This window comes from Frigidibacter albus (genome assembly GCF_009908165.1).
GTDB classification, from domain to species: domain Bacteria; phylum Pseudomonadota; class Alphaproteobacteria; order Rhodobacterales; family Rhodobacteraceae; genus Frigidibacter; species Frigidibacter albus.
Genome location: NZ_JAAAUC010000002.1, coordinates 269,107 through 292,953 on the forward strand (window position 1 = coordinate 269,107; position 23,847 = coordinate 292,953).

Genomic DNA, 23,847 nt, shown 5'->3' on the forward strand with positions numbered 1-23,847 from the left:
CAGCGCCCGTCCGCCCCCCCGGGCGGGTGCTTTCAACGCCAGCCCTAGAAATTCGGTGGGAGGGGTTGCACCATAAAGCGCCTAGAACCAATGTTGCTCGCCCACCCGGCGGACGGGCGCTCCCCTTTGACTGCGCCGAGCCCCCCCTCCCGCCCGGGCTTGGCAACCTCGCCCCTTGACGTGTAAGAGATGGCCCAACAGCGCCATGAGGAGGCACCGCCCGTGAGCAATACCGACAGCTTCATCGACGAGGTGACCGACGAGGTCCGCCGCGACCGGCTTTATGCGGCGATGCGCCGCTATGGGTGGATCGGGATCTTGCTGGTGGTGGGAATCGTCGTCGGCGCCGCGGTGAACGAATGGCAGAAGTCGAAGGCCGAGGCCGAGGCGCGCGCCTTTGGCGATGCGCTGATGGCGGCGATGTCGGCGGAAACGCCGGCGGCGCGGGCCGAGGCGCTGGCGATCGTGCCCGCGCCGGGCCCCGAACGCGCGGCGCTGCAGGGGTTCCTGGCGGCGGCCTCTGCGCTGGAGGCGGGCGATGTGCCGGCGGCTCTGGCCGGATGGGATGCCATTGCCGCCAACAATGCGCTGCCGGTCAGCTATCGCCACCTCGCGCTGATCAAGCGGGTGATCGCGGCGGGGGCCGAGATGCCGGCATCCGAGCGTGGCGCGGCGCTCGACATGCTGGCGACGCCCGGCGCGCCCTACCGGATGCTGGCGCTGGAACAGCAGGCGCTGGATCTGGTGGCGGCGGGCGAGGGCGAGGCCGCGGTCGAGCGGCTGCAGGCGCTGCTGCAGGAGCCGGGGGTGACCTCGGGCTTGCGCCGGCGCGCGACACAGTTGATGGTGGCCCTGGGTGCGGAACCCGAGGCGGCCTGAGAGCGACATTCCGGGGGTGCAACGGTGCCTTACGAGCAGAAACGGGCGAACGTGAAGAGGACGGGGTAGTGACGCTTTCCATCGCAGGTCTTTCCCGCGGCATGGCCGCGCTTCTGGTGATGGCGGCCCTTGCCGGCTGCGAGCGGGAGGTGCGGCTGACAGGCGAGCGGCTCGATCCGCAGGATGCGCTGTCGGGCGTCGCCTCGCAGCCGCAGCGCGCCCCGGCGACGCCGCTGGCGCTGCCCGCCCCGGTGGTCAATGCCGAATGGAGCCAGCGCGGCGGCGCGGCCACCCACCGCCTTGGCCATGTGGCCCTGTCCCCGGCGCCGGTGCGGATCTGGTCCGCCAATGTGGGCCGCGGTGACAGCAAGCGCCTGCGGGTGACTGCGGATCCCGTGGTCGCCGCGGGGCGGATCTTCACGCTGGATGCCGATGCGCGGGTCAGCGCCACCAGCCCCTCGGGTGCGGTGCTGTGGTCTGCCGATGTGGTGCCCCCCGGTACGCGCGGCAACAGCAAGGTGATCGGCGGCGGTCTGGCCTATGGCGAGGGCAAGCTGTTCGTGACCACCGGCTTTGGCGAGCTGGTCGCGCTCGACCCCGCCAGCGGCGCGGTCGTCTGGCGGCAGGATTTCGACTCTGCGGTGGGCGGTGCCCCGGCGGTTGCGGGCGGCATGGTTTATGTGTCGACCCGCAGCTCTGTCGGTTGGGCGATGCGCGCCGCCGATGGCCGCGTGCAGTGGAAGACCCAAGGTCTGCCTTCCCCGAGCAGCGTCGCGGGCGTCTCTGCCCCGGCGGTCGAGGGTGACACCGTGGTGTTCCCCTTCCCCAGCGGCGAGCTGGTGGCGGTGAGCCGCGCCGATGGGGCGCGCAAATGGTCGGTCCCGGTTCCGGGACGCCGGCTTGGCATGGGCTATGCCGATGTGATGGACATTACCGGCGAGCCGGTGATGGCGGGCGGCACCGTCTATGCCGGCACCTCGGCAGGGCGGCTGGCAGCGGTGGACGTGGAGGCAGGCCGGGCGCGCTGGACGGCGGAGGAGGGCGCGGCAAGCGCCGTCATCCCCGCGGGCGGGTCGATCTTCCTGGTCACCGACGAGTCGCGGCTGATGCGGCTCGACGCGGCGACGGGCGTGGAAATCTGGGCGGTGGAGCTGCCCTATTACGTGCCCACCCGCCGCGAGAAGCGCCGCCGCGACATTCATGTGCATTACGGCCCGGTCCTGGCCGGCGGGCGGCTGGTGCTGGCCTCCACCGACGGGGTGCTGCGCAGCTATGATCCCTCGACCGGCGCGCTGGTCGCGCAGGCCGAGATTCCGGGCGGTGCGGCGGCCGGTCCGGCGGTTGCGGGCGGAATTCTCTACGTCATGGGCAAATCCGGCCAGCTTCACGCTTTCCGCTGACGCGAAAGCGGTGTAAGCGGGCCTCTTCTGTTTTACCGGAGGGGCCATGAGCTTCACCCTAGCCATTGTCGGACGGCCCAATGTGGGCAAGTCGACGCTGTTCAACCGACTTGTCGGCAAGAAGCTGGCGCTGGTCGATGACCAGCCCGGCGTCACCCGTGACCTGCGCGAAGGCGCGGCGCGGCTGGTGGACCTGCGCTTTACCGTGATCGACACGGCAGGGCTGGAGGAGGCCACCGACGAAAGCCTGCAGGGCCGGATGCGCAAGCTGACCGAGCGCGCGGTGGAACATGCCGATATCTGCCTGTTCGTCATCGACGCGCGGGTGGGCGTGACCCCGACCGACGAGATTTTCGCCGACATCCTGCGCAAGAAGAACGCCCATGTGATTCTGGCCGCCAACAAGGCCGAGGGCAAGGCAGGCGATGCCGGCGCGCTCGAGGCCTGGAGCCTTGGGCTTGGCGAGCCGATCCGGCTGTCGGCCGAGCATGGCGAGGGGATGGATGACCTCTACCTCACCCTGCGCCCGCTGGCCGATGCCTTTGATGAGCAGGCCCGCATCGACGCGCCCGAAACCGATGTCGACGTGGTCGATGGCGATGACGAGTACAACTACAAGCCGACCAAGGCCAAGCCGCTGCAGATCGCGGTGATCGGCCGGCCGAATGCCGGCAAGTCCACCCTGATCAACAAGATCCTCGGCGAGGATCGGCTGCTGACCGGCCCCGAAGCCGGGATCACCCGCGATGCCATCTCGGTCGGGACCGACTACATGGGCACGCCGGTGCGGATCTTCGACACCGCCGGGATGCGCAAGAAGGCCAAGATCTCGGACAAGCTGGAAAAGATGTCGGTCGCCGATGGCCTGCGCGCCGTGCGCTTTGCCGAGGTGGTGGTGGTGCTGCTGGACGTGGAGATCCCGTTCGAGCAGCAGGACCTGCGCATCGCCGACTATGCCGAAAGCGAAGGCCGCGCCGTGGTCATTGCCGCGAACAAGTGGGACCTTGAGGAGGACAAGCCGCACAAGCTCAACCAGCTGCGCGACGGGTTCGAACGGCTGCTGCCGCAGCTGCGCGGCGCGCCGCTGGTGACAGTGTCGGCCAAGACCGGCAAGGGGCTGGACCGGCTGCATGACGCGATCATCAAGGCGCATGACGTGTGGAACCGTCGCATCACCACCGCCAAGCTGAACCAGTGGCTGGGCGCGATGGTCGAGGCGCATCCGCCACCGGCCCCGGGCGGGCGCCGGATCAAGCTGCGCTACATGACGCAAGTGAAGACCCGGCCGCCGAACTTCGTGGTGATGTGCTCGCGCCCCGACGACCTGCCGGAAAGCTATTCGCGCTATCTGGTGAACGGGCTGCGCGAAAGTTTCGACATGCCCGGCACCCCGATCCGCATGACCTTCCGCGACCAGAGCGACAAGAACCCGTTCAAGGACCGCAAATGGTCCACCCCGTCGCGGCTGAACAAGCATATCGGCAAGCCGAAGCGCGAGGACTGAACGGAGGCACTCCCGGCCCGGGCGGCGGTGCTGGCAGTGCCTCGGCAGTCCTGATAGGGCGGGCGACAAAGTCGGGAGAATGACGATGTTGGTGGTGACCTGTTCGGACGACCGCTACGCCCTCGGCGTCGGGGCGCTCTTCGCGTCGATCCTGCGCTTCAACCCGGCTGCGCGGCTGGCGCTGGTCGATCTGGGGATCAGCACGCGCAACCTTGCGGCGCTGCAGGTGATCGCGGCCGAGGCCGGGAGCAGGATCGAGGTGCTGGCGCTGTCACCCGAGGGGTTTGGGCATCTGCGCACCAAGGGCCACATCACTCACGCGGCCTATGCACGGCTGTTCATCCCGGACCTGTTCCCTCTCGAAAGCCGCTGCCTGTATCTGGACTGCGACATGGTGGCGACGGGCCCGATCGACGATCTGTGGCAGATGGATCTGGCGGGCCTGCCGCTGGGGGCGGTGGTGGCGCGGCGGCCGGATCCGGCGGAACTGGCGTTTCACGGGATCGCCGAGAACGCCTATGTCAACACCGGGCTCTTGCTGATGGATCTCGAGGTCTGGAGGCGGGACGGGCTGGCAGCGCGCTGCCTCGGTTTCGCCGCGGCCAAGGGTGGACAGATGGTCTATCACGATCAATCGGCGATCAATGGGGTGTTGGCCGGGGCTATCCGGTTCCTGCCCGAGACCTTCAATACCTCCGAGGATCCCCGGCGCCTGATCTGGCGCATTCCCCGCATCATCCATTACAAGTCGCCGCGCAAACCGTGGAATGCGGCGGTTCCCCTGGGTTCGATCTGGTGGCATTTCATCGACCCGCATCTTGACCGCTTCGAGCAAGATGCCGTGGCACAGGCGCAGGCCGCGGCAAAGTTGCCGCCAGCGCGGCGGCGACGCAGCCTGCCGCAAAACCTGCGCAGACTGATGCTTGGCTGGATGGTGGAGCGGCCCTGCCTGGCGCGGCTGGCAGCGTCAGGGCCGATGCCCGGGCGGGCGGGCGGGGGGCCAACCTCGGCAGGCTGACCGGGACGGGCAGGCAGGGACGCGGCTTACCCCCTCGCGCCGACCCCTGTCTGCGCACGGCTGATCGTGGCCCAGACCGCGGCGGCGACGATGCCCCCGCCGACCAGCGCCGCGATGGCCACCACGGGCGCGCTGGTCAGGTTGGCGGCCAGCACGCCGATCAGCGCCCAGAGGACGGCCGCCCCATATTCCGGCGCCTGACTGCGCAGCTGCACCGCCATCGCCAGCCCCAGGATCAGCGCGAGCATCGCCAAGGCCACGGCGACGGGCGACCAGATGCCATAGCCGGTCAGAGCCACGCCGGTGCCCACCCCCGCCGCAGCGGTCAGCCAACCGGCATAGGCGGCGATCGGGGCGCGCAGCAGCCAGCGGTCGGGCGCGGCGGGCGTGCGCAGCAGCGCCATCACCGCGGCGGCGGTCATCACCCAGATCAGCACGACGGCCACCACCGGCATCGTCACCGCCGTCTCCAGCCAGATCGCGCCGAGGCCGAGCGAGGCAAACAGCGGCCAGCGCGGCCCGTCCCAGGCGGGATGGTCGGCGCGCTTGAGAAGGCCAAAGCAGGCATGGGCCAGCAGCCAGACATAGAGCAGACCCCAGATGCCGAAGGCGTAGCCCGCGGGCTGCACCGGCGGGTCGATGGGAGGGTAGGGGAAGGCGGCAGGATTAAAGCCGCCGAAGGACGGCACCAGCAGGGGCGCGGTCACGAAGGCCACGGCGGCACTGAACAGCAGAATGGCTTTCATACGCAACATTCCCCCCAACGCCGGGCCGGTGATTAGGTTCACGGCCCTTCGGGATTTTCGCGGGAAGTTTTGCGTTTTGCAACCGGCAGATGCAATCCCGCAGGCACTCTCGCGCCTGCGGTTTGCCATCGACTGCAGGGTCAGGCCAGCCCGCCCTCTGCGGTGATCCGGGTCTTGCCGCCCAGCCAGGGGTGCAGCGCCTCGGGCAGATCGACGGACCCGTCCGCCTGCTGGCCATTCTCCAGCACCGCGATCAGGCAGCGGCCCACCGCAAGGCCCGATCCGTTCAGCGTATGAACGAAGTCGGGCTTGCCGCCATCGGCCGGCTTCAGCCGCGCATTCATCCGCCGCGCCTGGAAGGCTCCGCAGTTGGAGACCGACGAGATTTCGCGGTAGGTAGCCTGCCCCGGCAGCCAGACCTCGAGGTCATGGGTCTTGATCGCGCCAAAGCCGATATCGCCGGTGCAGAGCACCACGGTGCGATAGGGCAGGCCCAGCTTCTCCAGGATCGCCTCGGCGCAGCGGGTCATGCGGTCATGCTCGGCGGCCGACTCCTCGGGCTTCGTGATCGACACCATCTCGACCTTCTCGAACTGGTGCTGGCGCAGCATCCCGGCGGTATCGCGGCCCGCCGAGCCAGCTTCCGACCGGAAGCACTGGGTGTGTGCGACGTAGCGGCGGGGCAGGGAGGCCTCTGCCACCGTCTCGCCATGCACGATGTTGGTCAGCGTCACCTCGGCGGTCGGGACCAGCCACCAGCCATTTGTGGTCTCATAGCTGTCCTCGCCGAATTTCGGCAGCTGGCCGGTGCCCAGCATCATCTCGGGCTTGACCAGAACCGGGGTCCAGGTCTCGGTCAGGCCGTGATCTGTGATGTGGGTGTCGAGCATGAACTGCGCCAGTGCCCGTTGCAGCCGCGCCACCGCGCCCGACAGCACGACGAAGCGGCTGCCGGAAAGTTTGGCGGCGGTCTCGAAATCCATCCCGGATTGCACGGCGGGCAGCTGGTAATGCTCCAGCGGCGTGAAGTCGAAGGCGCGCGGTGTACCCCCGCGGCGGATCTCGACATTGCCGGCTTCGTCCTCGCCGTCCGGCACATCGGCGGCGGGCAGGTTGGGGAGGCTCATCAGCAGATCGCGCAGCGCGGCATCGTCGGCCTTGGCGGCCTCGTTCAGCTGCGCCATCTCGGCCTTGGTCTCGGCCACCAGCGCGCGCAGGCGTTCGAACTCGGCATCGTCGCCGCGGGCCTTGGCGGCGCCCACATCCCTGGAGGCGGCGTTCTGCGCGGCCTGCGCGGTTTCGGCAGCCAGGATCTTGGCGCGGCGCGCCTCGTCCAGCGCCAGCACCTGCGACGACAGCCCGGACAGGCCCCGCCGCGACAGGGCGGCGTCGAAGGCTGCGGGGTTTTCGCGGATCGCGCGGATGTCGTGCATGATGATCACCTTGGGTTTGTCGGCACCGGACCGTTGCAGGGGCACCGGGCGCCCCCCATATGCCCCATCGGCACGGGGTTTTGAACCGGGAAATGCGGTGACCTGTGCTTGTCAAGGACAGGGGGCACAGCTAGGGTGCCGCCGACTTTCCGGGCAGATTTGCCCCAATGATAGCCGGGCGGTGCCAAGCCGTCCCCGACACCAGAGGAAGACAGATGTTCGTGACTCCCGCCTTTGCCCAGGCCGCCGGTGGCGGCGGTGGCGCTGCCAGCGCCATCACCCAGTTCATCCCGCTGATCCTGATCTTCGCGATCATGTATTTCCTGCTGATCCGCCCGCAGCAAAAGAAGCTGAAGGATCACCGCGCCATGGTCGAGGCGGTGCGCCGCGGCGATACCGTGATCACGCAAGGCGGGATCATCGGCAAGATCTCCAAGGTCAAGGAAGATGGCGAGCTGGAAGTCGAGATTGCCGAGGGCGTGAAGGTTCGCATCGTGCGCGCCACCATCGCGCAGGTCGTGTCGAAGACCGAACCGGCCTCCACCGCCGCGAACACCAACTGAGCACCTGAATGCTGCACATCCCCCTCTGGAAGCGGGTCATCATCCTGGGGCTCGTCGGCCTCGGGCTGCTGACCGCGATGCCCAACCTGTTCTACGCCCGCGTGGAAGCCCATAATGACGCGGTGGCGCAGATCGAGGCCTCTGGGGTGGAAACCCCCGAGCTGGTCGCGGCCCGCGATGCCTGGCCGTCCTGGCTGCCCTCGGGGCTGGTCAATCTGGGGCTGGACCTGAGGGGGGGTGCGCATCTGCTGGCCGAAGTCCAGGTCGCCGATGTCTACAAGGACCGGATGGACGGGCTTTGGCCCGAGCTGCGCGACGCGCTGCGGGCCGAGCGGGCGACCGTCGGCACCGTGCGCCGCGCGGCCTCGGATCCGGGGGAACTGCGGGTGCAGATCTCGCAGCCCGAGGGGATGGCCCGCGCCGTGGAAGTGGCGCGGACGCTGGCCAGCCCGGTCGTCAGCCTGACCGGCATCGGGGAGACCGACCTTGAGGTGACGGGATCGGGCGATACCCTGACCATCGCCCTGACCGAGGCGGAACGCACCGCCACCGACGACCGCACCATGCAGCAAAGCGTGGAAATCGTCCGCCGCCGGGTCGACGAGGTCGGCACCCGCGAGCCGACGATCCAGCGCCAGGGCGAGGACCGGGTGTTGATCCAGGTTCCCGGCATCGGCTCGGCCGCGGAACTCAAGGCGTTGATCGGCACCACCGCGCGGCTGACCTTCCAGCCGGTGATCAGCCGCGGTTCGGATGCCAGCGCCTCTCCGGGGCTTGGCAATGTGCTGTTGCCCGCCGCGGATGAGCAGGGCGTGTTCTATGTGCTGGAGCAATCCCCCGTCGTCTCGGGCGAGGAGCTGGTCGATGCGCGGCCCGATTTCGACCAGAACGGCCGCCCCGCGGTCAGCTTCCGCTTCAACCCGACCGGGGCGCGCAAGTTCGGCGATTACACGGCCGAGAATATCGGCCAGCTGTTCGCCATCGTGCTCGATGACGAGGTTATCTCGGCCCCGCAGATCCAGAGCCATATTCCCGGCGGATCGGGCATCATCACCGGCAGCTTCAGTGTAGAGGAATCGACCAACCTTGCCGTGCTGCTGCGCGCAGGGGCCTTGCCGGCCGAGATGACCTTCCTTGAGGAACGCACCGTCGGCCCCGAACTGGGGCAGGACAGCATCGACGCCGGCCGTATCGCCAGCATGGTCGGGCTGGCGGCAGTGGTCTTGATGGTCGTGGCAAGCTATGGCCTGTTCGGGGTCTTCGCCAGTGTCACGTTGATCTTCAACATCGGCATGATCTTCGGCCTGCTGTCGGTGATCGGCGGCACGCTGACGCTGCCGGGCATCGCCGGGATCGTGCTGACCATCGGCATGGCGGTCGATGCCAACGTGCTGGTGTTCGAGCGGATCCGGGAAGAGCTGAAGACGGCCAAGGGCCCGGCCCGCGCCATCGAGCTGGGGTATGAAAAGGCGATGTCGGCGATCATCGACGCGAATATCACCACCTTCATCGTCGCCTCGATCCTGTTCTTCGTGGGTGCCGGCCCGGTGCGCGGCTTCGCCGTGACGCTGGCCATCGGCATTATCACATCGGTCTTCACCGCGCTGTTCGTCACGCGGGTGCTGGTCGCGGCCTGGTTCCACTGGCGCCGGCCGAAAACCATCATCGTATAGGGGACCAGAACCATGGCATTCCGTCTGAAACTCGTCCCCGACGTCACGCATTTCGACTTCTTCAAGCAACAGCGCTACACGTTCGGCGCCTCGGTCGTGGCAGTCATTGCCTCGATCCTGCTTTGGGCGATCATGGGCCTGAACTTCGGCATCGACTTCCAGGGCGGCACCACCATCCGCTCGGAAGGCACGCAGGAAGTGGATATCGGTGCCTACCGCACCGCCATTGCGCCCGTCACGCAGGGCGACGTGCTGATCACCGAAGTGTTCGACCCCACCTTCGGCGAGGGCCGCAACGTGGCGATGATCCGCCTGCAGGCGCAGGAGGGCATGGAAAGCGTGACCCCCGAAACCATCGCGGCAGTGGAGGCGGCGCTGCAGACGGTAGACCCCTCCATCACGTTCCCGTCCGTCGAATCGGTCGGCCCCAAGGTCTCGGGCGAGCTGATCTGGACTGCGATCATGGCGGTCATGGCGGCGACGGGGGCGATCCTGGTCTATATCTGGCTGCGCTTCGAATGGCAGTTCGCGGTCGGCGCCGTGGCGGCGCTGGTGCATGACGTGGTCATCACCATCGGCATCTTCGCGCTGCTGCAGATCCGCTTCGACCTGTCGATCATCGCGGCGCTGCTGACCATCCTTGGCTATTCGATCAACGACACGGTGGTGGTCTTCGACCGGCTGCGCGAGAACCTGATCAAGTTCAAGACCATGCCGCTGCGCGAGGTGATGAACATTTCGGTCAACGAGACGCTCAGCCGGACGGTGATGACCTCTGGCACCACGCTGGTGGCGCTGATCGCGCTGCTGGCGCTTGGCGGCGACGTGATCCGCGGCTTTGTCTTCGCCATCGCCTTCGGCATCGTCATCGGCACCTATTCCTCGGTCTTCGTGGCCAAGAACATCGTGCTGTGGCTGGGGATCAAACGCGACTGGTCCAAGCCGACCGATGGCCCCGGCGGCACCCAGTTCGCCACCTCGGAGAAGTGACATGCGCCTGAACGAGGCCAGCTTTGGCGGCGCGGCGGCGGTCGAGGGCTATGGCCCCGGCTTCTTCCGCGCCGGCGGGGCAGTCTGGCAGGGCGCGATCCTGATCCGGCCCGAGGGCGTGACCCCTTGGGGCGGGTTGGACGACGCCGCGCCGCTGCTGGCGCTGGCGGGGCAGGTGGACGTGCTGTTTCTTGGGCTGGGGTCCGAGGTCGCCCATGCGCCGCGCGCCCTGCGCGAGGCGCTGGAGGCGGCGGGCGTGGGGCTGGAGCCGATGTCCTCCCCCGCCGCCGCGCGCACCTACAACGTGCTGCTGTCCGAAGGCCGCCGCATTGCCGCGGCGATGTTGCCGGTCACCACGACCGGGGCCTGATGCCGCACTTCCCGCCTGCCGCGCGTTGGGCTATGGCAGGGCGATGAACGCGCACCTGACCGTCACCGACCTTGCCATCCGCCGTGGGGGCATCCCCGTGCTGGAGGGTGTCAGCTTCACCTTGCAACCGGGGCGGGCGCTGGTGCTGCGCGGGCCCAACGGCGTCGGCAAGACCACCTTGCTGCGCACGCTGGCGGGGCTGCAACCGCCCCTCGCTGGCACCATTTCCATGCCCCCCGATGCCATCGCCTATTCCGGCCATGCCGACGGGCTGAAGGCGACGCTTTCAGTCACCGAGAACCTGAGCTTCTGGGCGGCGATCTACGGCACCGGCGGTTTCGCCCCGGTGCTGGAGGCGATGAACCTCGAGGCGCTGCAAGGCCGGTTGGCGGGCTCGCTGTCGGCCGGGCAGAAGCGGCGGCTGGGGCTGGCGCGGCTCTTGGTCTCGGGCCGGCCGATCTGGATGCTGGATGAACCCACCGTCTCGCTCGATGCTGCCTCGGTGGCCCTCTTTGCACAGGCGGTGCGGGCGCATCTGGCCGGCGGAGGCGCGGCGCTGATGGCCACCCATATCGACCTTGGCATCGCCGAGGCGGAGGTGCTGGACCTTGCCCCTTTCAAGGCCCGTCCCTCGACCGCAGGCGGCAATGCAGGCGGGCGCGGCCGCGAATTCGATGAGGCCTTTGCATGATCGCCCTGCTGCTGCGCGACCTGCGCCTTGCGATCCGCGCGGGCGGGGGATTCGGCCTGGGCCTTGCGTTCTTCCTGATCGTCACCGTGCTGGTGCCCTTCGGCGTCGGCCCCGAGGGCGGCACGCTGGCAAAGATCGCGCCCGGCATCCTCTGGGTCGGCGCGCTGCTGGCCTGCCTTCTGTCGCTGGACCGGATCTTCGCACTGGATTTCGAGGATGGCTCGCTGGACCTGCTGGCCACCGCCCCGATTCCGCTGGAGGCGGTGGTGACGATGAAGGCCGCCGCGCATTGGCTGACGACCGGCCTGCCGCTGGTGGTCGCCGCGCCGGTGTTCGGGGTGCTCTTGAACCTGCAGGGCGAGGGCTTCTTCTGGCTGACCGTGTCCCTCGCGCTCGGCACGCCCGCTTTGTCGGTGATCGGCACCTTCGGCGCGGCGCTGACCGTCGGGCTCAAGCGCGGCGGCCTCTTGCTGTCGTTGCTGGTGCTGCCGCTCTACGTGCCCACCCTGATCTTCGGCGCCGAAACCGTCCGCCGCGGCACCGAGGGGATGGAGACCGGCGCGCCGCTGATGCTGCTGGCCGGGATCACCGCCGCCTCGGTCGCGCTGTTGCCCTTCGCCTCGGCCGCCGCGATCCGCGTCAACTTGCGCTAGGGCCACACGCGATATTCAGTTGAGCCCGCCAACCAGAGAAAGTAGCTAATCCCCATGTCGATCTGGGAATACGCCAATCCGAAGAAGTTCATGCAGACCTCGGCCTGGGCCTTGCCCTGGGTGACGGGGCTGGCCGTCGTTGCGCTGGTGGGCGGGCTGATCTGGGGGTTCTTCTTCACGCCCGATGATTACAAGCAGGGCTCGACCGTCAAGATCATCTATATCCACGTCCCCTCGGCGATGATGGCGATCAACGCCTGGGTGATGATGCTGGTCGCCTCGTTGATCTGGATCATCCGCCGCCACCATGTCTCGGCGCTGGCCGCCAAGGCTGCGGCGCCGATCGGGATGACCATGACGCTGATCGCCCTCTTTACCGGGGCGATCTGGGGCCAGCCGATGTGGGGCACTTGGTGGGCCTGGGATCCGCGGCTGACCTCGTTCCTGATCCTGTTCCTGTTCTACCTTGGCTATATCGCGCTGTGGGAGGCGATCGATGATCCCGACACCGCGGCCGACCTGACCTCGGTGCTGTGCCTTGTCGGCTCGGTCTTCGCGCTGCTCAGCCGCTATGCGGTGAACTTCTGGAACCAGGGCCTGCATCAGGAGGCCTCGCTGTCGATGGATGCCGAGGAGAATGTCGCCGATGTGTTCTGGTATCCGCTGCTCGTGTGCATCGCGGGCTTTGTGCTGCTGTTCGTGACATTGGTGCTGATCCGGACCCGGACCGAGATCCGGTCCCGCAGGCTTAAGGCGCTCGAAGCGCGGGAGAGGATGGCATGATGCCCGATCTGGGGAAATATGCCGGCACGGTGCTGTCGGCTTATGGCGTGACTCTGGCGCTGCTGGCGGCGCTGGTGCTGCTGTCGCTGTGGCGCGGCGCAAGGGTGAAACGCGCGCTGGAGGCGCAGGAGCGCCGGATGGGCCGCGGGAATGGCTAAAATCTCGCCGCTGCTGATGCTGCCGCCGCTGCTGTTCGTGGGGCTTGCGGGCATGTTCATCTGGGGCATGAACCGCGAAAACCCGACCCAGCTGCCGACTGCCCTGGCCGGCCAACCCGCGCCGCCCGTGGTGCTGGAGCCGCTGATGGGGCCGCTGCCGACCGATGCCACCCTGCGCGACGGCGAGGTGAAGCTGGTCAACTACTGGGCCAGCTGGTGCGCGCCCTGCCGGGTGGAGCATCCCAATCTTCAGGCGCTGGCCGAGGAGGGGGTGGCGATCTACGGCATCAACTACAAGGACGAACCCGCCAAGGCGCTGGCCTTCCTTGAGGAGCTTGGCAACCCCTATGCCGCCATCGGCGCAGATGCCACCGGCCGCATGGCGCTGGATTGGGGGGTGTACGGCGTGCCGGAAACCTATGTGATCGACGGTGAGGGAACCATCATCCTGCGCTTTGCCGGGCCGGTGACGCAGCGGGTGATCGAGTCCCAGATCCGCCCGGCGCTGGAGAAGGCGCGCGCGGGGGGGTGACGCGGCACGAACCGAAAACTCATTGCGCAAAACGAAACGGCCCGGGGTTTCTCCGGGCCGTTCGTATTTGGGGCTGCGCCGCATCGCGTGGCGAGGGAGTCCAACGATCCGCCGTGATTGTGCACCTGCGCCGATCTGGCGAAGGCCATCGCCTTCGCCACAGACCGACCTCGCATCTTGCACCGGACGGCCCCCCAAAGGGCCCGGCCAGCGCCCGCCCTCCCGGCCCGCCCACGGGGCGGGCGTTCTTCGCGGAAACCTTCCACTGGAAGGTTTCTGATCGCTCATCACCCCCTGGCGGGCGCTTCTCGCCCGCCAGGTCGGGCGCTGCCCTCATTCGGTCTCATGCTGCCAATGGCTCCGGTACCATGCGTCCCGCACGGGCGGGGCGAGACAGTGCCTCGCCTTTTTCCGCCCGAACCGAGCGGCACCGGCCCCCGCCAGCAGCCCCGCCGGCGCGGGTAAACCGGCCCCCAGAACGACGAAAGCGGCCCACAAAGGGGCCGCTTCCATCCTGTCGCAGTGAGACGGGATCAGCTCTTCGCCAGGTTCCGCAGCACGTAATGCAGCACGCCGCCGTTCTCGAGATAGACGATCTCGACCTCGGTATCGATCCGGCTTTTCAGCTGGATGGTCTTCACCGTGCCGTCGGCATAGGTGATGGTGCAGGGCACCAGGCTCAGCGGCACGATCTTGCCTTCCAGCCCCTCGATGGTCACCACCTCGTCGCCGGTCAGCCCCAGCGTCTTGCGGTTCTCGCCGCCGGTGAACTCGAACGGCACCACGCCCATGCCCACAAGGTTGGAGCGGTGGATGCGCTCGAAGCTCTCGGCGATCACCGCCTTGACGCCCAGCAGATTGGTGCCCTTGGCCGCCCAGTCCCGCGACGAGCCCGCGCCGTACTCGATGCCGCCGAAGATCACCAGCGGCACGCCAGCGTCCTGATAGGCCATCGCGGCATCGTAGATCGAGGTGGTCTCGCCATCCGGACCTTTGGAGTAGCCGCCTTCGACCCCGTCCAGCATCTCGTTCTTGATGCGGATGTTGGCGAAGGTGCCGCGCATCATCACTTCATGGTTGCCGCGGCGCGAGCCGTAGCTGTTGAAGTCCTTGGTCGCGACCTGACGGTCGGTCAGGTATTTCCCCGCCGGGGTGGTCGCCTTGAAGGAACCGGCCGGGCTGATGTGGTCGGTGGTGATCATGTCACCGAGTATCGCCAGCACCCGCGCGCCGTGGATGTTGGAGATGGTGCCGGCTTCCGGCGACATGTTCCGGAAATAGGGCGGGTTCTGGATATAGGTCGAGGTCGGCGGCCAGTCATAGGTCTCGCTGTCGGGCGTCTGCACCGACTGCCATTTCTCGTCGCCCTTGAAGACATCGGCATATTTGCTGATGAACATTTCGCGCGTGACCACGGCTTCCACCATGTCGGCGATTTCCTTGGTCGTCGGCCAGATGTCCTTGAGGTAGACCGGCTTGCCGTCGGCCGTGTGGGCCAGCGGGTCCTTGGCCACGTCGATGTTCATGTCCCCGGCAATGGCATAGGCCACGACCAGCGGCGGCGAGGCCAGGTAGTTGGCGCGCACATCGGGGCTGATGCGCCCCTCGAAGTTGCGGTTGCCCGACAGCACCGACACGGCGACGAGGTCATTGTCGTTGATCGACTTGGAAATCTCGGGCTGCAGCGGGCCCGAGTTGCCGATGCAGGTGGTGCAGCCATAGCCGACAAGGTTGAAGCCGAGCGCGTCGAGATCCTCCTGCAGGTTCGCCGCGTTCAGATATTCCGACACCACCTGCGAGCCGGGGGCCAGCGAGGTCTTGACCCAGGGCTTGCGGGTCAGGCCAAGGGCGCGGGCCTTGCGGGCGACAAGGCCGGCCGCGATCAGCACATAGGGGTTCGAGGTGTTGGTGCAGGAGGTGATCGAGGCGATCACGACAGAGCCGTCGCGCAGCTGGTAGTCCTCGCCCTCGACCGGGGCCGATTTCAGGTAGTCACGGCCGATGGAGTCATGTTGCGCGGGCGGGTTGCCGCCCTCGCCCACCAGAACGGTCTTCTGCTTGGCAGTCACTTCCAGCGAGGGGCGCAACCCGTGCATGTATTCGCCAAACACCCGCGAGGCATCGGTCAGCGCGACATGGTCCTGCGGGCGCTTGGGGCCCGAGATGGCGGGGACGACTTCGCCCATGTCCAGTTGCAGCGTCGAGGTATAGATCGGCGCGTAATCCGAATGGCGCCAGAAGCCGTTTTCCTTGGCATAGGCTTCGACCAGCTTCAGGCGATCCTCGTCGCGGCCGGTCTGGCGCAGGTAGCGCAGCGTCTCGTTGTCGATCGGGAAGAAGCCGCAGGTCGCGCCATACTCGGGGGCCATATTGGCAATGGTCGCCCGGTCGGCCAGCGGCATGTTGTCCAGCCCCTCGCCGTAGAACTCGACGAACTTGCCGACAACGCCATGCTTGCGCAGCATCTGCACGACCTTCAGCACCAGGTCGGTCGCGGTCACGCCCTCGCGCAGCGCGCCGGTGACGTGGAAGCCTACGACCTCGGGGATCAGCATGGAAATCGGCTGTCCCAGCATCGCGGCCTCGGCCTCGATCCCGCCGACGCCCCAGCCAAGGACCGCAAGGCCGTTGACCATGGTGGTGTGCGAATCGGTGCCCACCAGCGTGTCGGGATAGGCGACCATCTCGCCGGTCTGGTCGGTATCGGTCCAGACGGTCTGCGACAGGTATTCGAGGTTCACCTGGTGGCAGATGCCGGTGCCGGGCGGCACCACGCGGAAGTTGTTGAACGCGCCCTGACCCCATTTCAGGAACTGGTAACGCTCCATGTTCCGCTCATACTCGCGGTCCACGTTCATCTGGAAGGCGCGCGGGTTGCCGAATTCGTCGATCATGACCGAGTGGTCGATGACCAGATCGCAGGGCACCAGCGGGTTGATCTTGGTGGCATCGCCGCCAAGCGCCTTGATCCCGTCGCGCATCGCCGCAAGGTCGACCACGGCGGGAACGCCGGTGAAGTCCTGCATCAGCACCCGGGCCGGGCGATAGGCGATCTCGCGCGTGCTCTTGCCGCCATTCGCGCCCCATTCGGAAAACGCCTTGATGTCGTCGACAGAGACGGTGAACCCGCCATCCTCGAAGCGCAGCAGGTTCTCCAGCACCACCTTCAGCGAGGCGGGCAGGTTGGCGAAGGAGCCAAGCCCTGCGGCTTCGGCCGCCGGGATCGAGTAATAGGCGACGGACGTGCTGCCGACGGTCAGCGTGCGGCGTGTGCCGGCGCTGTCTTTTCCGGTGATGATGGGCATGGATGGCTCCCTTTCGCTGGACGAGGAACGGGGTTTAAGCTGCGCCCGTCATGCCGCATCGCCGCGTTCGGATCAAGGGGGATGGGGCAGTTTGTATACCACTGTGCACAGAAAAATTCGGGACTGAAAGGAAGAGGGTGCCGTCTGCCCCCTCCTAGCCTGCGGCCAGTCCGAAGGGCGGGGGGGCGCGAAGCCCCCCTGCGCCGCCGGCCCGCGGGGCAGGGTGATGCTCGAAAGTCGCGCCCGGCCGCGCTCCGCCACCCTCTCAAAACCTTGATTGGCTTTGGCCCCGCCCGGTCGTTACCAAAGGTGCGACCAAGGGGACCGGAAAATTCATATGCGTCGGACGTTCAGTGCCGCCTGCAGCCTCTGGCTGTGGCTTGCCTTTTCAGCGGTTGCACAGACCGCCATCGATCCTCCGCATCGCAGCGGGCCGGACAGCGGCACCGGCATCGAAAGCTTCTTCCGCAGCTTCCCGAACATGCCCGGCCAGGGCTTCAGCCTGATGCCGCCCGGCCCGCGCTCGGCTACTGCCGCGCAGGCCCCGCAGCCCACCGCCTTCACCGAATATCACCCGGTGGTGGTCGAGCTTTACACCTCGCAGGGCTGCTCCTCCTGCCCGCCCGCCGATGCGCTGCTGGCCGAGATCGCCGGGCGCGATGACGTGATCGCGCTGGCGCTGCATGTGGACTACTGGGATTACATCGGCTGGGCCGACCGCTTCGCCAAGCCCGGCTTCACCAAGCGCCAGAAGGCCTATGCCCGCGCCGCCGGGGAACATGCGATCTACACCCCGCAGATGATCGTCGAGGGCTCCGAGCATCTGGTGGGCCTGCGCCCGATGGAGCTGGTGGGGCTGATCGACCAGCACAACGCCGTGCCGAGCCAGATCCGCCTGTCGCTGGCCCGCGAGGGCGAGGTGCTGCGCATCAAGCTTGAGGCGCAGCCGCCCCTGCCGCAGGGCGCCGTGGTGCAGCTGGTCCGCTACCGCGCCGAAGAGACGGTGAATATCGAGCATGGCGAGAATGCCGGGCGCGTGGTGCGCTATTCCAACATCGTCACCGATTGGGCGCCGATTGCCGAATGGGATGGCCGCCAGCCGCTGACGCTCGACGCCAATGCGCCCGGCAGCGACGCCGCCGTGGTGATCGTGCAGGAACAGGGCCCGGGCGCGATCCTCGCCGCTGCCCGCCTTCGCTGACCGCTAGCGGGCCTTTCGCGGAAGCTTCTTCCCCGGCCCGTCGCCAGCGCCCTTCCAGCGATTGTGGAACCAGAACCACTGCTCCGGCCGCGCCCGCACCCGCGCCGCGAGGCCGTCATTCAGCGCCTGCATCATGGCTTCGGGCGTGCCATGCGGCACTGGCGCCTCCAGCTCGACCGTGAAGCTCTGCCCGTCCTCGCCCCGTGTCGCATAGAACGGCAGCAGCAGCGCGCCATAGCGCAGCGCGAGGTCCGCGCTCGACGTGGGCGTGCGCGCCGGCTGGCCCAGAAAGTCCAGCACCGGCTCCTTGCGCACATGCTGGTCGAACAGCAGCACCAGCATGCCGCCGGCGCGCAGATGCCGCACGAAACCGGCGGTGCCGCGCCTGCCTTGCGCAAAGACCGGCCCGCCGAAGGACTCCATCGTCTTCACGTAATGGGCGTTGAAATAGCTGTTCTTCATCGGCCGGTAGAGCCCGCCGATGTCATAGCCCCGCGCCACCAGCGCCGCGCGCGCCGCCTCGTAATTCCCGAAATGCCCGGTGACCAGGATCACCGGCTGCCCGGCCGCCCGCGCCGCCTCCAGCGCCGCCACGCCCGCTCCTTGCAGGGGCAGCTGCGCCATCCGGCCCGTAAACTCGGCGCCCGAGTAATTCTCGATCAGCGAGCGCCCGACATTCTCGGCGACCCCCGCAGCGATGCGCTTCCGCTCGGCCAAGGGCATCTGGGGGAACACATGCGCCAGATTGGCCAGCGCCCGGGCGCGATACCCCGCCAGCGGCGCCACCAACCGGCGCATCGCCCAGCCGACCAGCGCCAGCCGCCGCGCGTAGGGCAGGCGCAGCGCCGCGCCGATCAGCAGGCGCACGGCGCGGTCCGACAGCCAGTCGCCCGCCGTCTCGCCCCAGCTCTTGCCGCGCTTTGCCATATCCCGATCCTAGCGTCTTGCGGCGCGCGCCAGCTGCGCCTCGCGGTGCCAGACATAAAGTCCGGCCCCCACGATCACAAGCGCACCCACCACCGTCCAGAGGTCGGGCAGGGCGCCGAAGAACACGAATCCCCACAGCGTGGCGAAGATCAGCCCGGCATAGCCGAAGGGCGCGATCACCCCCGCCTCTGCCAGCGTGAAGGCCCGCACCAGGCAGAGCTGCCCCACCGCGCCCATCCCCCCGATCAGCACGAAGCCCCACAGATCGCCCCAGGCCACCGGCTGCCAGATCCAGGGCAGCATCGCCGTGGTCACCGCCGTTCCCAGAAGCGCGGCATAGAGCATCGAGGTCGCGGCGCTCTCGGTCGCGCTGGTCAGCCGCGTCAGCACCGCGAACCCGGCATAGCAGAAGGCCGCCGCCAGCGGCAGCAGCGCCGCGACCGAGAACACCCCGCTGCCCGGCCGCACGATGATAAGCGCCCCCACCAGCGACACCAGCACCCCTGCCATCCGCCGCGGCCCGATCCGCTCGCCCAGGAACAGTGCCGCGCCAAGGGTGATCAGCACCGGATTCACATCCATGATCGCCGTCGCCTCGGCGAGGCCGATATGCGCCAGCGACAGGAAGAACAGCGCCGTCGCCCCGAACTGGAACAAGGATCGCAACGCCTGCAGCCCCGGCGCGCGGGTGCGGATCACCGATCCCAGCCGCGGCGCCAGCAGCACCAGCACCAGCACGGTCTGCCCGGCATAGCGCGCCCAGACCACCTGCATCGTGGGATAGGTCGCGCTCAGATGCTTGGCCAGCGCGTCCATCAGCGTGAAGACCAGGATCCCCAGCAGCATGATCAGGATCCCGCGCGTCGCCGCTGACAATCCCGGCACTTCCGCGGGGGGCAGGGCAGGCCCGCCGCCCGTCTTGTCTCTCATCTGCATTCCGTCGTCCCCGGCCGCCTTGCGCCGCCGGATTACCTCGCCCCGCGCGCAGGCACCACCCCGGACAGTCCGCCCGGCTTTGCCTTTGCCTTTTCCAAATATCCTCGGGGGGCGCGGGGGGCCGAGGCCCCCCGCTTCCTTCGTGATGGGGCGCAGGAGGCCCCCCGGGCTTGCTCAGCCCATCAGCGCCGCAACGCCCGGCAGGTCCTTGCCTTCCATCCATTCGAGGAAGGCACCGCCCGCGGTGGAGATATAGGTGAACCCCTCCGCCGCCCCGGCCTTGTTCAGCGCCGCCACGGTATCGCCGCCGCCCGCGACCGAGACCAGCGTTCCCGCCGCGGTCAGCTCGGCGGCGCGCGCCGCCGCCGCATTGGTCGCGGCATCGAAGGGGGCGATCTCGAAGGCGCCAAGCGGGCCGTTCCAGATCAGCGTGCGGCAGAGGCCGAACACCGCGGAAATCGCCTCGACCGTCTGCGGCCCGGCATCGAGGATCATCGCATCCGCCGGGCAGTCGGCCACCGGCACCGTCTCGTTCGCGGCATGGGCCTTGAACTCGCGCGCCACCACCACATCCACCGGCAGGTGGATGGTGCAGCCGGCCTCGCGGGCCTTCTCCAGGATCTCCAGCGCGGTCGGGGCCATGTCGCGTTCGGCAAGGCTCTTGCCGACCTCGACGCCCTGCGCCACCAGGAAGGTGTTGGCCATGCCGCCGCCGATCACCAGATGATCGACGCGGGTGACGAGGTTGCCCAGAAGGTCGAGCTTGGTCGATACCTTGGCCCCGCCCACCACCGCGACGACAGGCCGCACCGGGTTGCCAAGCGCCGCCTCCAGCGCCTTCAGCTCTGCCTCCATCAGCCGCCCCGCGCAGGCTGGCAGCAGCCGGGCGATGCCCTCGGTCGAGGCATGGGCGCGGTGCGCGGCAGAAAAGGCGTCATTCACATAGACCTGCCCGAGCGCGGCCAGCGCCGCCGCCATTGCCGGGTCGTTCGCCTCCTCACCGGCATGGAAGCGGGTATTCTCCAGCAGCAGCACCTCGCCCGGCTTCATGGCCGAGACTGCCGAACGCGCCGGACCGCCGACGCAATCCTCGGCAAACGTCACGCTCTGCCCAAGCGCGGCTTCGAGCGCCGGCAGGGTCAGCTTCAGGCTCATCTCGGCGACCGGTTTGCCCTTGGGGCGGCCATAATGCGCCAGCAGCACCGGCTTGCCACCCTTCGCCAGGATGTCCTTCACCGTCGGCACGATCTTCTCGATCCGCGTCGCGTCGGTCACGAGGCCATTCTCGACCGGCACGTTGATATCCACCCGCACCAGTACCACCTTGCCGTCCAGCTCCATGTCGTCCAGCGTCTTCCAGGCCATCGTCGGTCTCCTCGGGGTTGGGGCGCCATGCGGCTGTCGCGCGCTACCGAACCCCATCCTCCCGATTTCGTCAACCGCTGCCGCGCCTTTGCCCTTGCCCAAGCCCCGGACCCGCGTCTAGGGTCGCCCCCGACTGGAAAAGGAGGCATTCATGGCCGACATCAAGGATCCCGAAAACACCATTCTGGTAGAGCTCAAGGACGGCACCGTCGCCATCGAGCTGCTGGCAGACATCGCGCCCAAGCATGCCGAGCGCATGAAGGCCCTGGCCCGCGCCGGTGCCTATGACGGGGTGATCTTCCACCGCGTGATCGACGGGTTCATGGCCCAGACCGGCGATGTGGAACATGGCAAGCCCGGTGGCAATGCCGGCCGTGCCGGCACCGGCGGATCGGACCTGCCCGACCTGCCCGCCGAATTCAGCGGCATCCCGCATGACCGCGGCACGCTTGGCGCTGCGCGTTCGCAGAACCCGAACTCGGCCAACAGCCAGTTCTTCATCAACTTCAGCGACAACCACTTCCTGAACCGGCAATACACCGTCTATGGCCGCGTGATCTCGGGCATGGAGTTCGTCGACAAGATCGCCCGCGGCGAGCCCCCCGCAAAGCCCGACGCGATGATCTCGGTGAAGGTGGCCTCCGATGCAGCGTGATCGCCTCATCGCCGGCGGCATGATGGCCGCGGGGCTTGCCGTCATCGGCGCCTTCGCCCTGTCGCAAAGCCCGGCCCTGGCGCAGGCCGCCACCGATGGCCCGGGCCCGAACCTGATCGTCGAGGTCGGCGGTTCCACTACCGGCCAGATCGTCATCGACCTGCTGCCGGATGTGGCGCCGAAGCATGTGGAGCAGATCACCGCGCTTGCCGCCGAGGGCGCCTATGACGGCGTGGTGTTCCACCGCGTCATCGACGGCTTCATGGCGCAGACCGGCGATGTGGAATTCGGCAAGCAGGGCGGCAACACCCAGATGGCCGGCATGGGCGGATCGTCGCGCGCCGATCTTCCGGCAGAGTTCTCGGACCTGACCTTCGAGCGCGGCACCGTCGGCATGGCCCGCTCGCAAAGCCCGGATTCGGCGAACAGCCAGTTCTTCATCATGTTCGCGCCGGGCGAGTTCCTGAACGGCCAATACACCGTCGTCGGCAATGTCGTGTCGGGGATGGAGGTCGTGGACGCGATCAAGAAGGGCGATCAGGCGGCCAACGGGTCGGTGACGGATCCGGACTTCATGGCCAGCGTGACTGTGGCCGAGTGACCCTTGGCCAGGGCCGGGGGCGCTGCCCCCGGACCCCCGGGATATTTCAGCCAGCAAGAATGGAAAGGGGCGGCGCCGGAGTGGCAGCCGCCCCTTTGCTTTAGGCCCCGGTCTTCTTAGCCCAGTGTGACGAGCGCGTGGCGTTTCTTGCCGGCGCTGAGTTTCAGCGGCTCGGCGAGGTCGGCGGCGCCGATCATCTGGCCGGTATCGGTTGCGGCCTCGTCATTGAGCCGCAGCCCACCTTCCGCGATCAGCCGCTTGGCATCCTTGCCGGATTTGGCGAGGCCGGAGCGCACCACCAGCTGCGCGAGGCTGATGCCCTCGCCAACCTCGTCCGCCGACAGCGCCAGTGTCGGTAACTCCTCGCCCACGCCGCCATGCTCGAACACCTCGCGCGCGGTGGCTTCCGCCGCCGCCGCAGCCTCGGCCCCGTGCAGCAGGGCCGTGACCTCATTGGCCAGGATCACCTTGGCCGCGTTGATCTCGGAGCCTTGCAGCGCACCGAGGCGCTCGCACTCCTCCACCGGCAGCTCGGTATAGAGCTTGAGGAACCGCCCGACATCGGCATCGGTGGTGTTGCGCCAGAACTGCCAGAACTCATAGGGCGAGAGCATCGCCGAGCTGAGCCACACCGCGCCGCCCGCCGACTTGCCCATCTTGCGACCGTCGCTGGTGGTCAGAAGCGGCGAGGTCAGCCCGTAGATTTCATGGTCCAGCACCCGCCGCGTCAGGTCGATGCCGTTGATGATATTGCCCCATTGGTCCGACCCTCCCATCTGCAGCACGCAGCCATGACGGCGGTTCAGCTCCAGGAAGTCATAGGCCTGCAGGATCATGTAGTTGAACTCGAGGAAGGACAGCGACTGCTCGCGGTCCAGCCGCGACTTGACGCTCTCGAAGCTCAGCATCCGGTTGACGCTGAAATGCCGCCCGATATCGCGCAGGAAGTCGAGATAGTTCAGGTTATCCAGCCACTCGGCATTGTTCAGCATCACCGCATCGGTGGGCCCGGTGCCGTAGTCGAGGTAGCGCGCGAAGACCTGGCCCATGCCGGCGATGTTCTCGTCGATCTTTTCCGGCGTCAGCAGCGGGCGTTCCTCGGCGCGGAAGGACGGATCACCCACCTTGGTGGTGCCGCCGCCCATCAGCGTGATCGGCTTGCCGCCCGATTTCTGCAGCCAGCGCAGCATCATGATGTTCAGCAAATGCCCGACATGCAGCGAGGCGGCGGTGGCATCGTATCCGATATAGGCCGGCACCACACCCGCCACCAGCGCGCCATCCAGCGCCTGAATATCGGTGCAATCCGCCAGATAGCCCCGCTCGATCATGATCGAGAGGAAATCGGATTTCGGGTGCCAGGTCATCGCCGGTTCCAGTTCTGCTTGTCGATGTCATCCACCTGCGCGCATATATCGGGCTGGCGGGCAAAGGGAAAGACCCGCGGCCAAGACGTTATTGGGG

The 23,847-nt window shown here is 67.7% G+C and carries 23 protein-coding genes; 16 read left to right on the plus strand and 7 right to left on the minus strand.

Going from position 1 to position 23,847, the window contains the following annotated elements; all coding sequences use genetic code 11:
* Positions 1-222 precede the first annotated feature (222 nt).
* The 4 genes from GVY41_RS03815 to GVY41_RS03830 all read left to right on the plus strand — a co-directional run bounded on the left by GVY41_RS03815 (position 223) and on the right by GVY41_RS03830 (position 4,801).
* Positions 223-879 (plus strand): hypothetical protein, encoded by a 657-nt coding sequence (locus tag GVY41_RS03815; RefSeq protein ID WP_161343546.1) that lies wholly within the window; start codon positions 223-225, stop codon positions 877-879.
* A 68-nt stretch (positions 880-947) separates the two neighbouring features.
* A complete protein-coding gene (locus GVY41_RS03820) occupies positions 948-2,279 on the plus strand; it encodes a PQQ-like beta-propeller repeat protein (RefSeq protein WP_229725929.1) in 1,332 nt (443 codons plus the stop codon).
* Between the two features lie 46 nt (positions 2,280-2,325).
* Positions 2,326-3,783 (plus strand): ribosome biogenesis GTPase Der, encoded by a 1,458-nt coding sequence (gene der, locus GVY41_RS03825; protein ID WP_161343544.1) that lies wholly within the window; start codon positions 2,326-2,328, stop codon positions 3,781-3,783.
* Between the two features lie 79 nt (positions 3,784-3,862).
* The gene (locus GVY41_RS03830; RefSeq protein WP_161343541.1) at positions 3,863-4,801 is read left to right on the plus strand and encodes a glycosyltransferase family 8 protein; all 939 of its coding nucleotides are present in this window, start codon (positions 3,863-3,865) and stop codon (positions 4,799-4,801) included.
* Between the two features lie 26 nt (positions 4,802-4,827).
* Here the strand turns inward: GVY41_RS03830 and GVY41_RS03835 are convergent, their stop codons facing one another.
* Both GVY41_RS03835 and serS read right to left on the minus strand, forming a co-directional pair.
* Complete coding sequence (locus GVY41_RS03835) at positions 4,828-5,547, minus strand: hypothetical protein (protein WP_308421077.1); 720 nt, start codon at positions 5,545-5,547, stop codon at positions 4,828-4,830.
* A 140-nt stretch (positions 5,548-5,687) separates the two neighbouring features.
* Positions 5,688-6,980 carry a serine--tRNA ligase gene (serS, locus tag GVY41_RS03840; protein ID WP_161343537.1) on the minus strand — a complete coding sequence of 431 codons (1,293 nt, stop codon included), beginning with the start codon at positions 6,978-6,980 and terminating at the stop codon, positions 5,688-5,690.
* Between the two features lie 215 nt (positions 6,981-7,195).
* On the opposite strand from serS, the gene yajC reads away from it, so the two are divergent.
* The 9 genes from yajC to GVY41_RS03885 are packed head-to-tail and all read left to right on the plus strand — an operon-like array spanning position 7,196 to position 13,393.
* Entirely contained in the window at positions 7,196-7,543 is a 348-nt protein-coding gene (yajC, locus tag GVY41_RS03845; RefSeq protein ID WP_161343535.1) for a preprotein translocase subunit YajC, read from the plus strand.
* An 8-nt stretch (positions 7,544-7,551) separates the two neighbouring features.
* A complete protein-coding gene (secD, locus tag GVY41_RS03850) occupies positions 7,552-9,216 on the plus strand; it encodes a protein translocase subunit SecD (protein ID WP_161343533.1) in 1,665 nt (554 codons plus the stop codon).
* Positions 9,217-9,228: 12 nt separating this feature from the next.
* Entirely contained in the window at positions 9,229-10,206 is a 978-nt protein-coding gene (secF, locus tag GVY41_RS03855; RefSeq protein ID WP_161343531.1) for a protein translocase subunit SecF, read from the plus strand.
* 1 nt (position 10,207) lies between these two features.
* Positions 10,208-10,576 (plus strand): Mth938-like domain-containing protein, encoded by a 369-nt coding sequence (locus tag GVY41_RS03860; protein WP_161343529.1) that lies wholly within the window; start codon positions 10,208-10,210, stop codon positions 10,574-10,576.
* Between the two features lie 43 nt (positions 10,577-10,619).
* Positions 10,620-11,267 (plus strand): heme ABC exporter ATP-binding protein CcmA, encoded by a 648-nt coding sequence (gene ccmA / locus GVY41_RS03865; RefSeq protein ID WP_161343527.1) that lies wholly within the window; start codon positions 10,620-10,622, stop codon positions 11,265-11,267.
* Positions 11,264-11,920: a heme exporter protein CcmB gene (gene ccmB, locus GVY41_RS03870; RefSeq protein ID WP_161343525.1), complete on the plus strand. Its 657-nt coding sequence runs from the start codon at positions 11,264-11,266 to the stop codon at positions 11,918-11,920. The genes ccmA and ccmB overlap by 4 nt, the downstream gene beginning before the upstream one ends.
* Before the next feature lie 54 nt (positions 11,921-11,974).
* Positions 11,975-12,703, plus strand: coding sequence for a heme ABC transporter permease (locus tag GVY41_RS03875; RefSeq protein WP_161343523.1), 729 nt, complete (start codon positions 11,975-11,977; stop codon positions 12,701-12,703).
* The gene (ccmD, locus tag GVY41_RS03880) at positions 12,700-12,861 is read left to right on the plus strand and encodes a heme exporter protein CcmD (protein WP_188816014.1); all 162 of its coding nucleotides are present in this window, start codon (positions 12,700-12,702) and stop codon (positions 12,859-12,861) included. Before GVY41_RS03875 ends, ccmD begins: the two co-directional genes overlap by 4 nt.
* Entirely contained in the window at positions 12,854-13,393 is a 540-nt protein-coding gene (locus GVY41_RS03885) for a DsbE family thiol:disulfide interchange protein (RefSeq protein ID WP_161343521.1), read from the plus strand. Before ccmD ends, GVY41_RS03885 begins: the two co-directional genes overlap by 8 nt.
* Positions 13,394-13,926: 533 nt before the next feature.
* Here GVY41_RS03885 and acnA read toward each other — a convergent pair.
* The gene (gene acnA, locus GVY41_RS03890; RefSeq protein ID WP_161343519.1) at positions 13,927-16,698 is read right to left on the minus strand and encodes an aconitate hydratase AcnA; all 2,772 of its coding nucleotides are present in this window, start codon (positions 16,696-16,698) and stop codon (positions 13,927-13,929) included.
* Positions 16,699-17,035: 337 nt separating this feature from the next.
* Here acnA and GVY41_RS03895 point away from each other — a divergent pair, with 337 nt between their 5' ends.
* Positions 17,036-17,899, plus strand: coding sequence for a DUF1223 domain-containing protein (locus tag GVY41_RS03895; RefSeq protein WP_229725930.1), 864 nt, complete (start codon positions 17,036-17,038; stop codon positions 17,897-17,899).
* A 3-nt stretch (positions 17,900-17,902) separates the two neighbouring features.
* On the opposite strand, the gene GVY41_RS03900 is transcribed toward GVY41_RS03895, so the two are convergent.
* From GVY41_RS03900 to GVY41_RS03910, 3 genes are all read right to left on the minus strand, one after another.
* A complete protein-coding gene (locus tag GVY41_RS03900; protein ID WP_161343517.1) occupies positions 17,903-18,826 on the minus strand; it encodes a lysophospholipid acyltransferase family protein in 924 nt (307 codons plus the stop codon).
* A gap of 9 nt (positions 18,827-18,835) precedes the next feature.
* Entirely contained in the window at positions 18,836-19,756 is a 921-nt protein-coding gene (locus GVY41_RS03905) for a DMT family transporter (protein ID WP_161343514.1), read from the minus strand.
* Between the two features lie 180 nt (positions 19,757-19,936).
* On the minus strand, positions 19,937-21,127 hold the full coding sequence (locus GVY41_RS03910; RefSeq protein ID WP_161343512.1) for a phosphoglycerate kinase: 1,191 nt from the start codon (positions 21,125-21,127) through the stop codon (positions 19,937-19,939).
* A gap of 151 nt (positions 21,128-21,278) precedes the next feature.
* Here GVY41_RS03910 and GVY41_RS03915 point away from each other — a divergent pair, with 151 nt between their 5' ends.
* Positions 21,279-21,782, plus strand: coding sequence for a peptidylprolyl isomerase (locus GVY41_RS03915; protein WP_161343510.1), 504 nt, complete (start codon positions 21,279-21,281; stop codon positions 21,780-21,782).
* Entirely contained in the window at positions 21,772-22,383 is a 612-nt protein-coding gene (locus tag GVY41_RS03920) for a peptidylprolyl isomerase (protein ID WP_161343508.1), read from the plus strand. Before GVY41_RS03915 ends, GVY41_RS03920 begins: the two co-directional genes overlap by 11 nt.
* A gap of 116 nt (positions 22,384-22,499) precedes the next feature.
* Here the strand turns inward: GVY41_RS03920 and tyrS are convergent, their stop codons facing one another.
* Positions 22,500-23,750, minus strand: a complete 1,251-nt coding sequence (gene tyrS / locus GVY41_RS03925; RefSeq protein WP_161343506.1) for a tyrosine--tRNA ligase — start codon at positions 23,748-23,750, stop codon at positions 22,500-22,502.
* Positions 23,751-23,847: the final 97 nt, after the last annotated feature.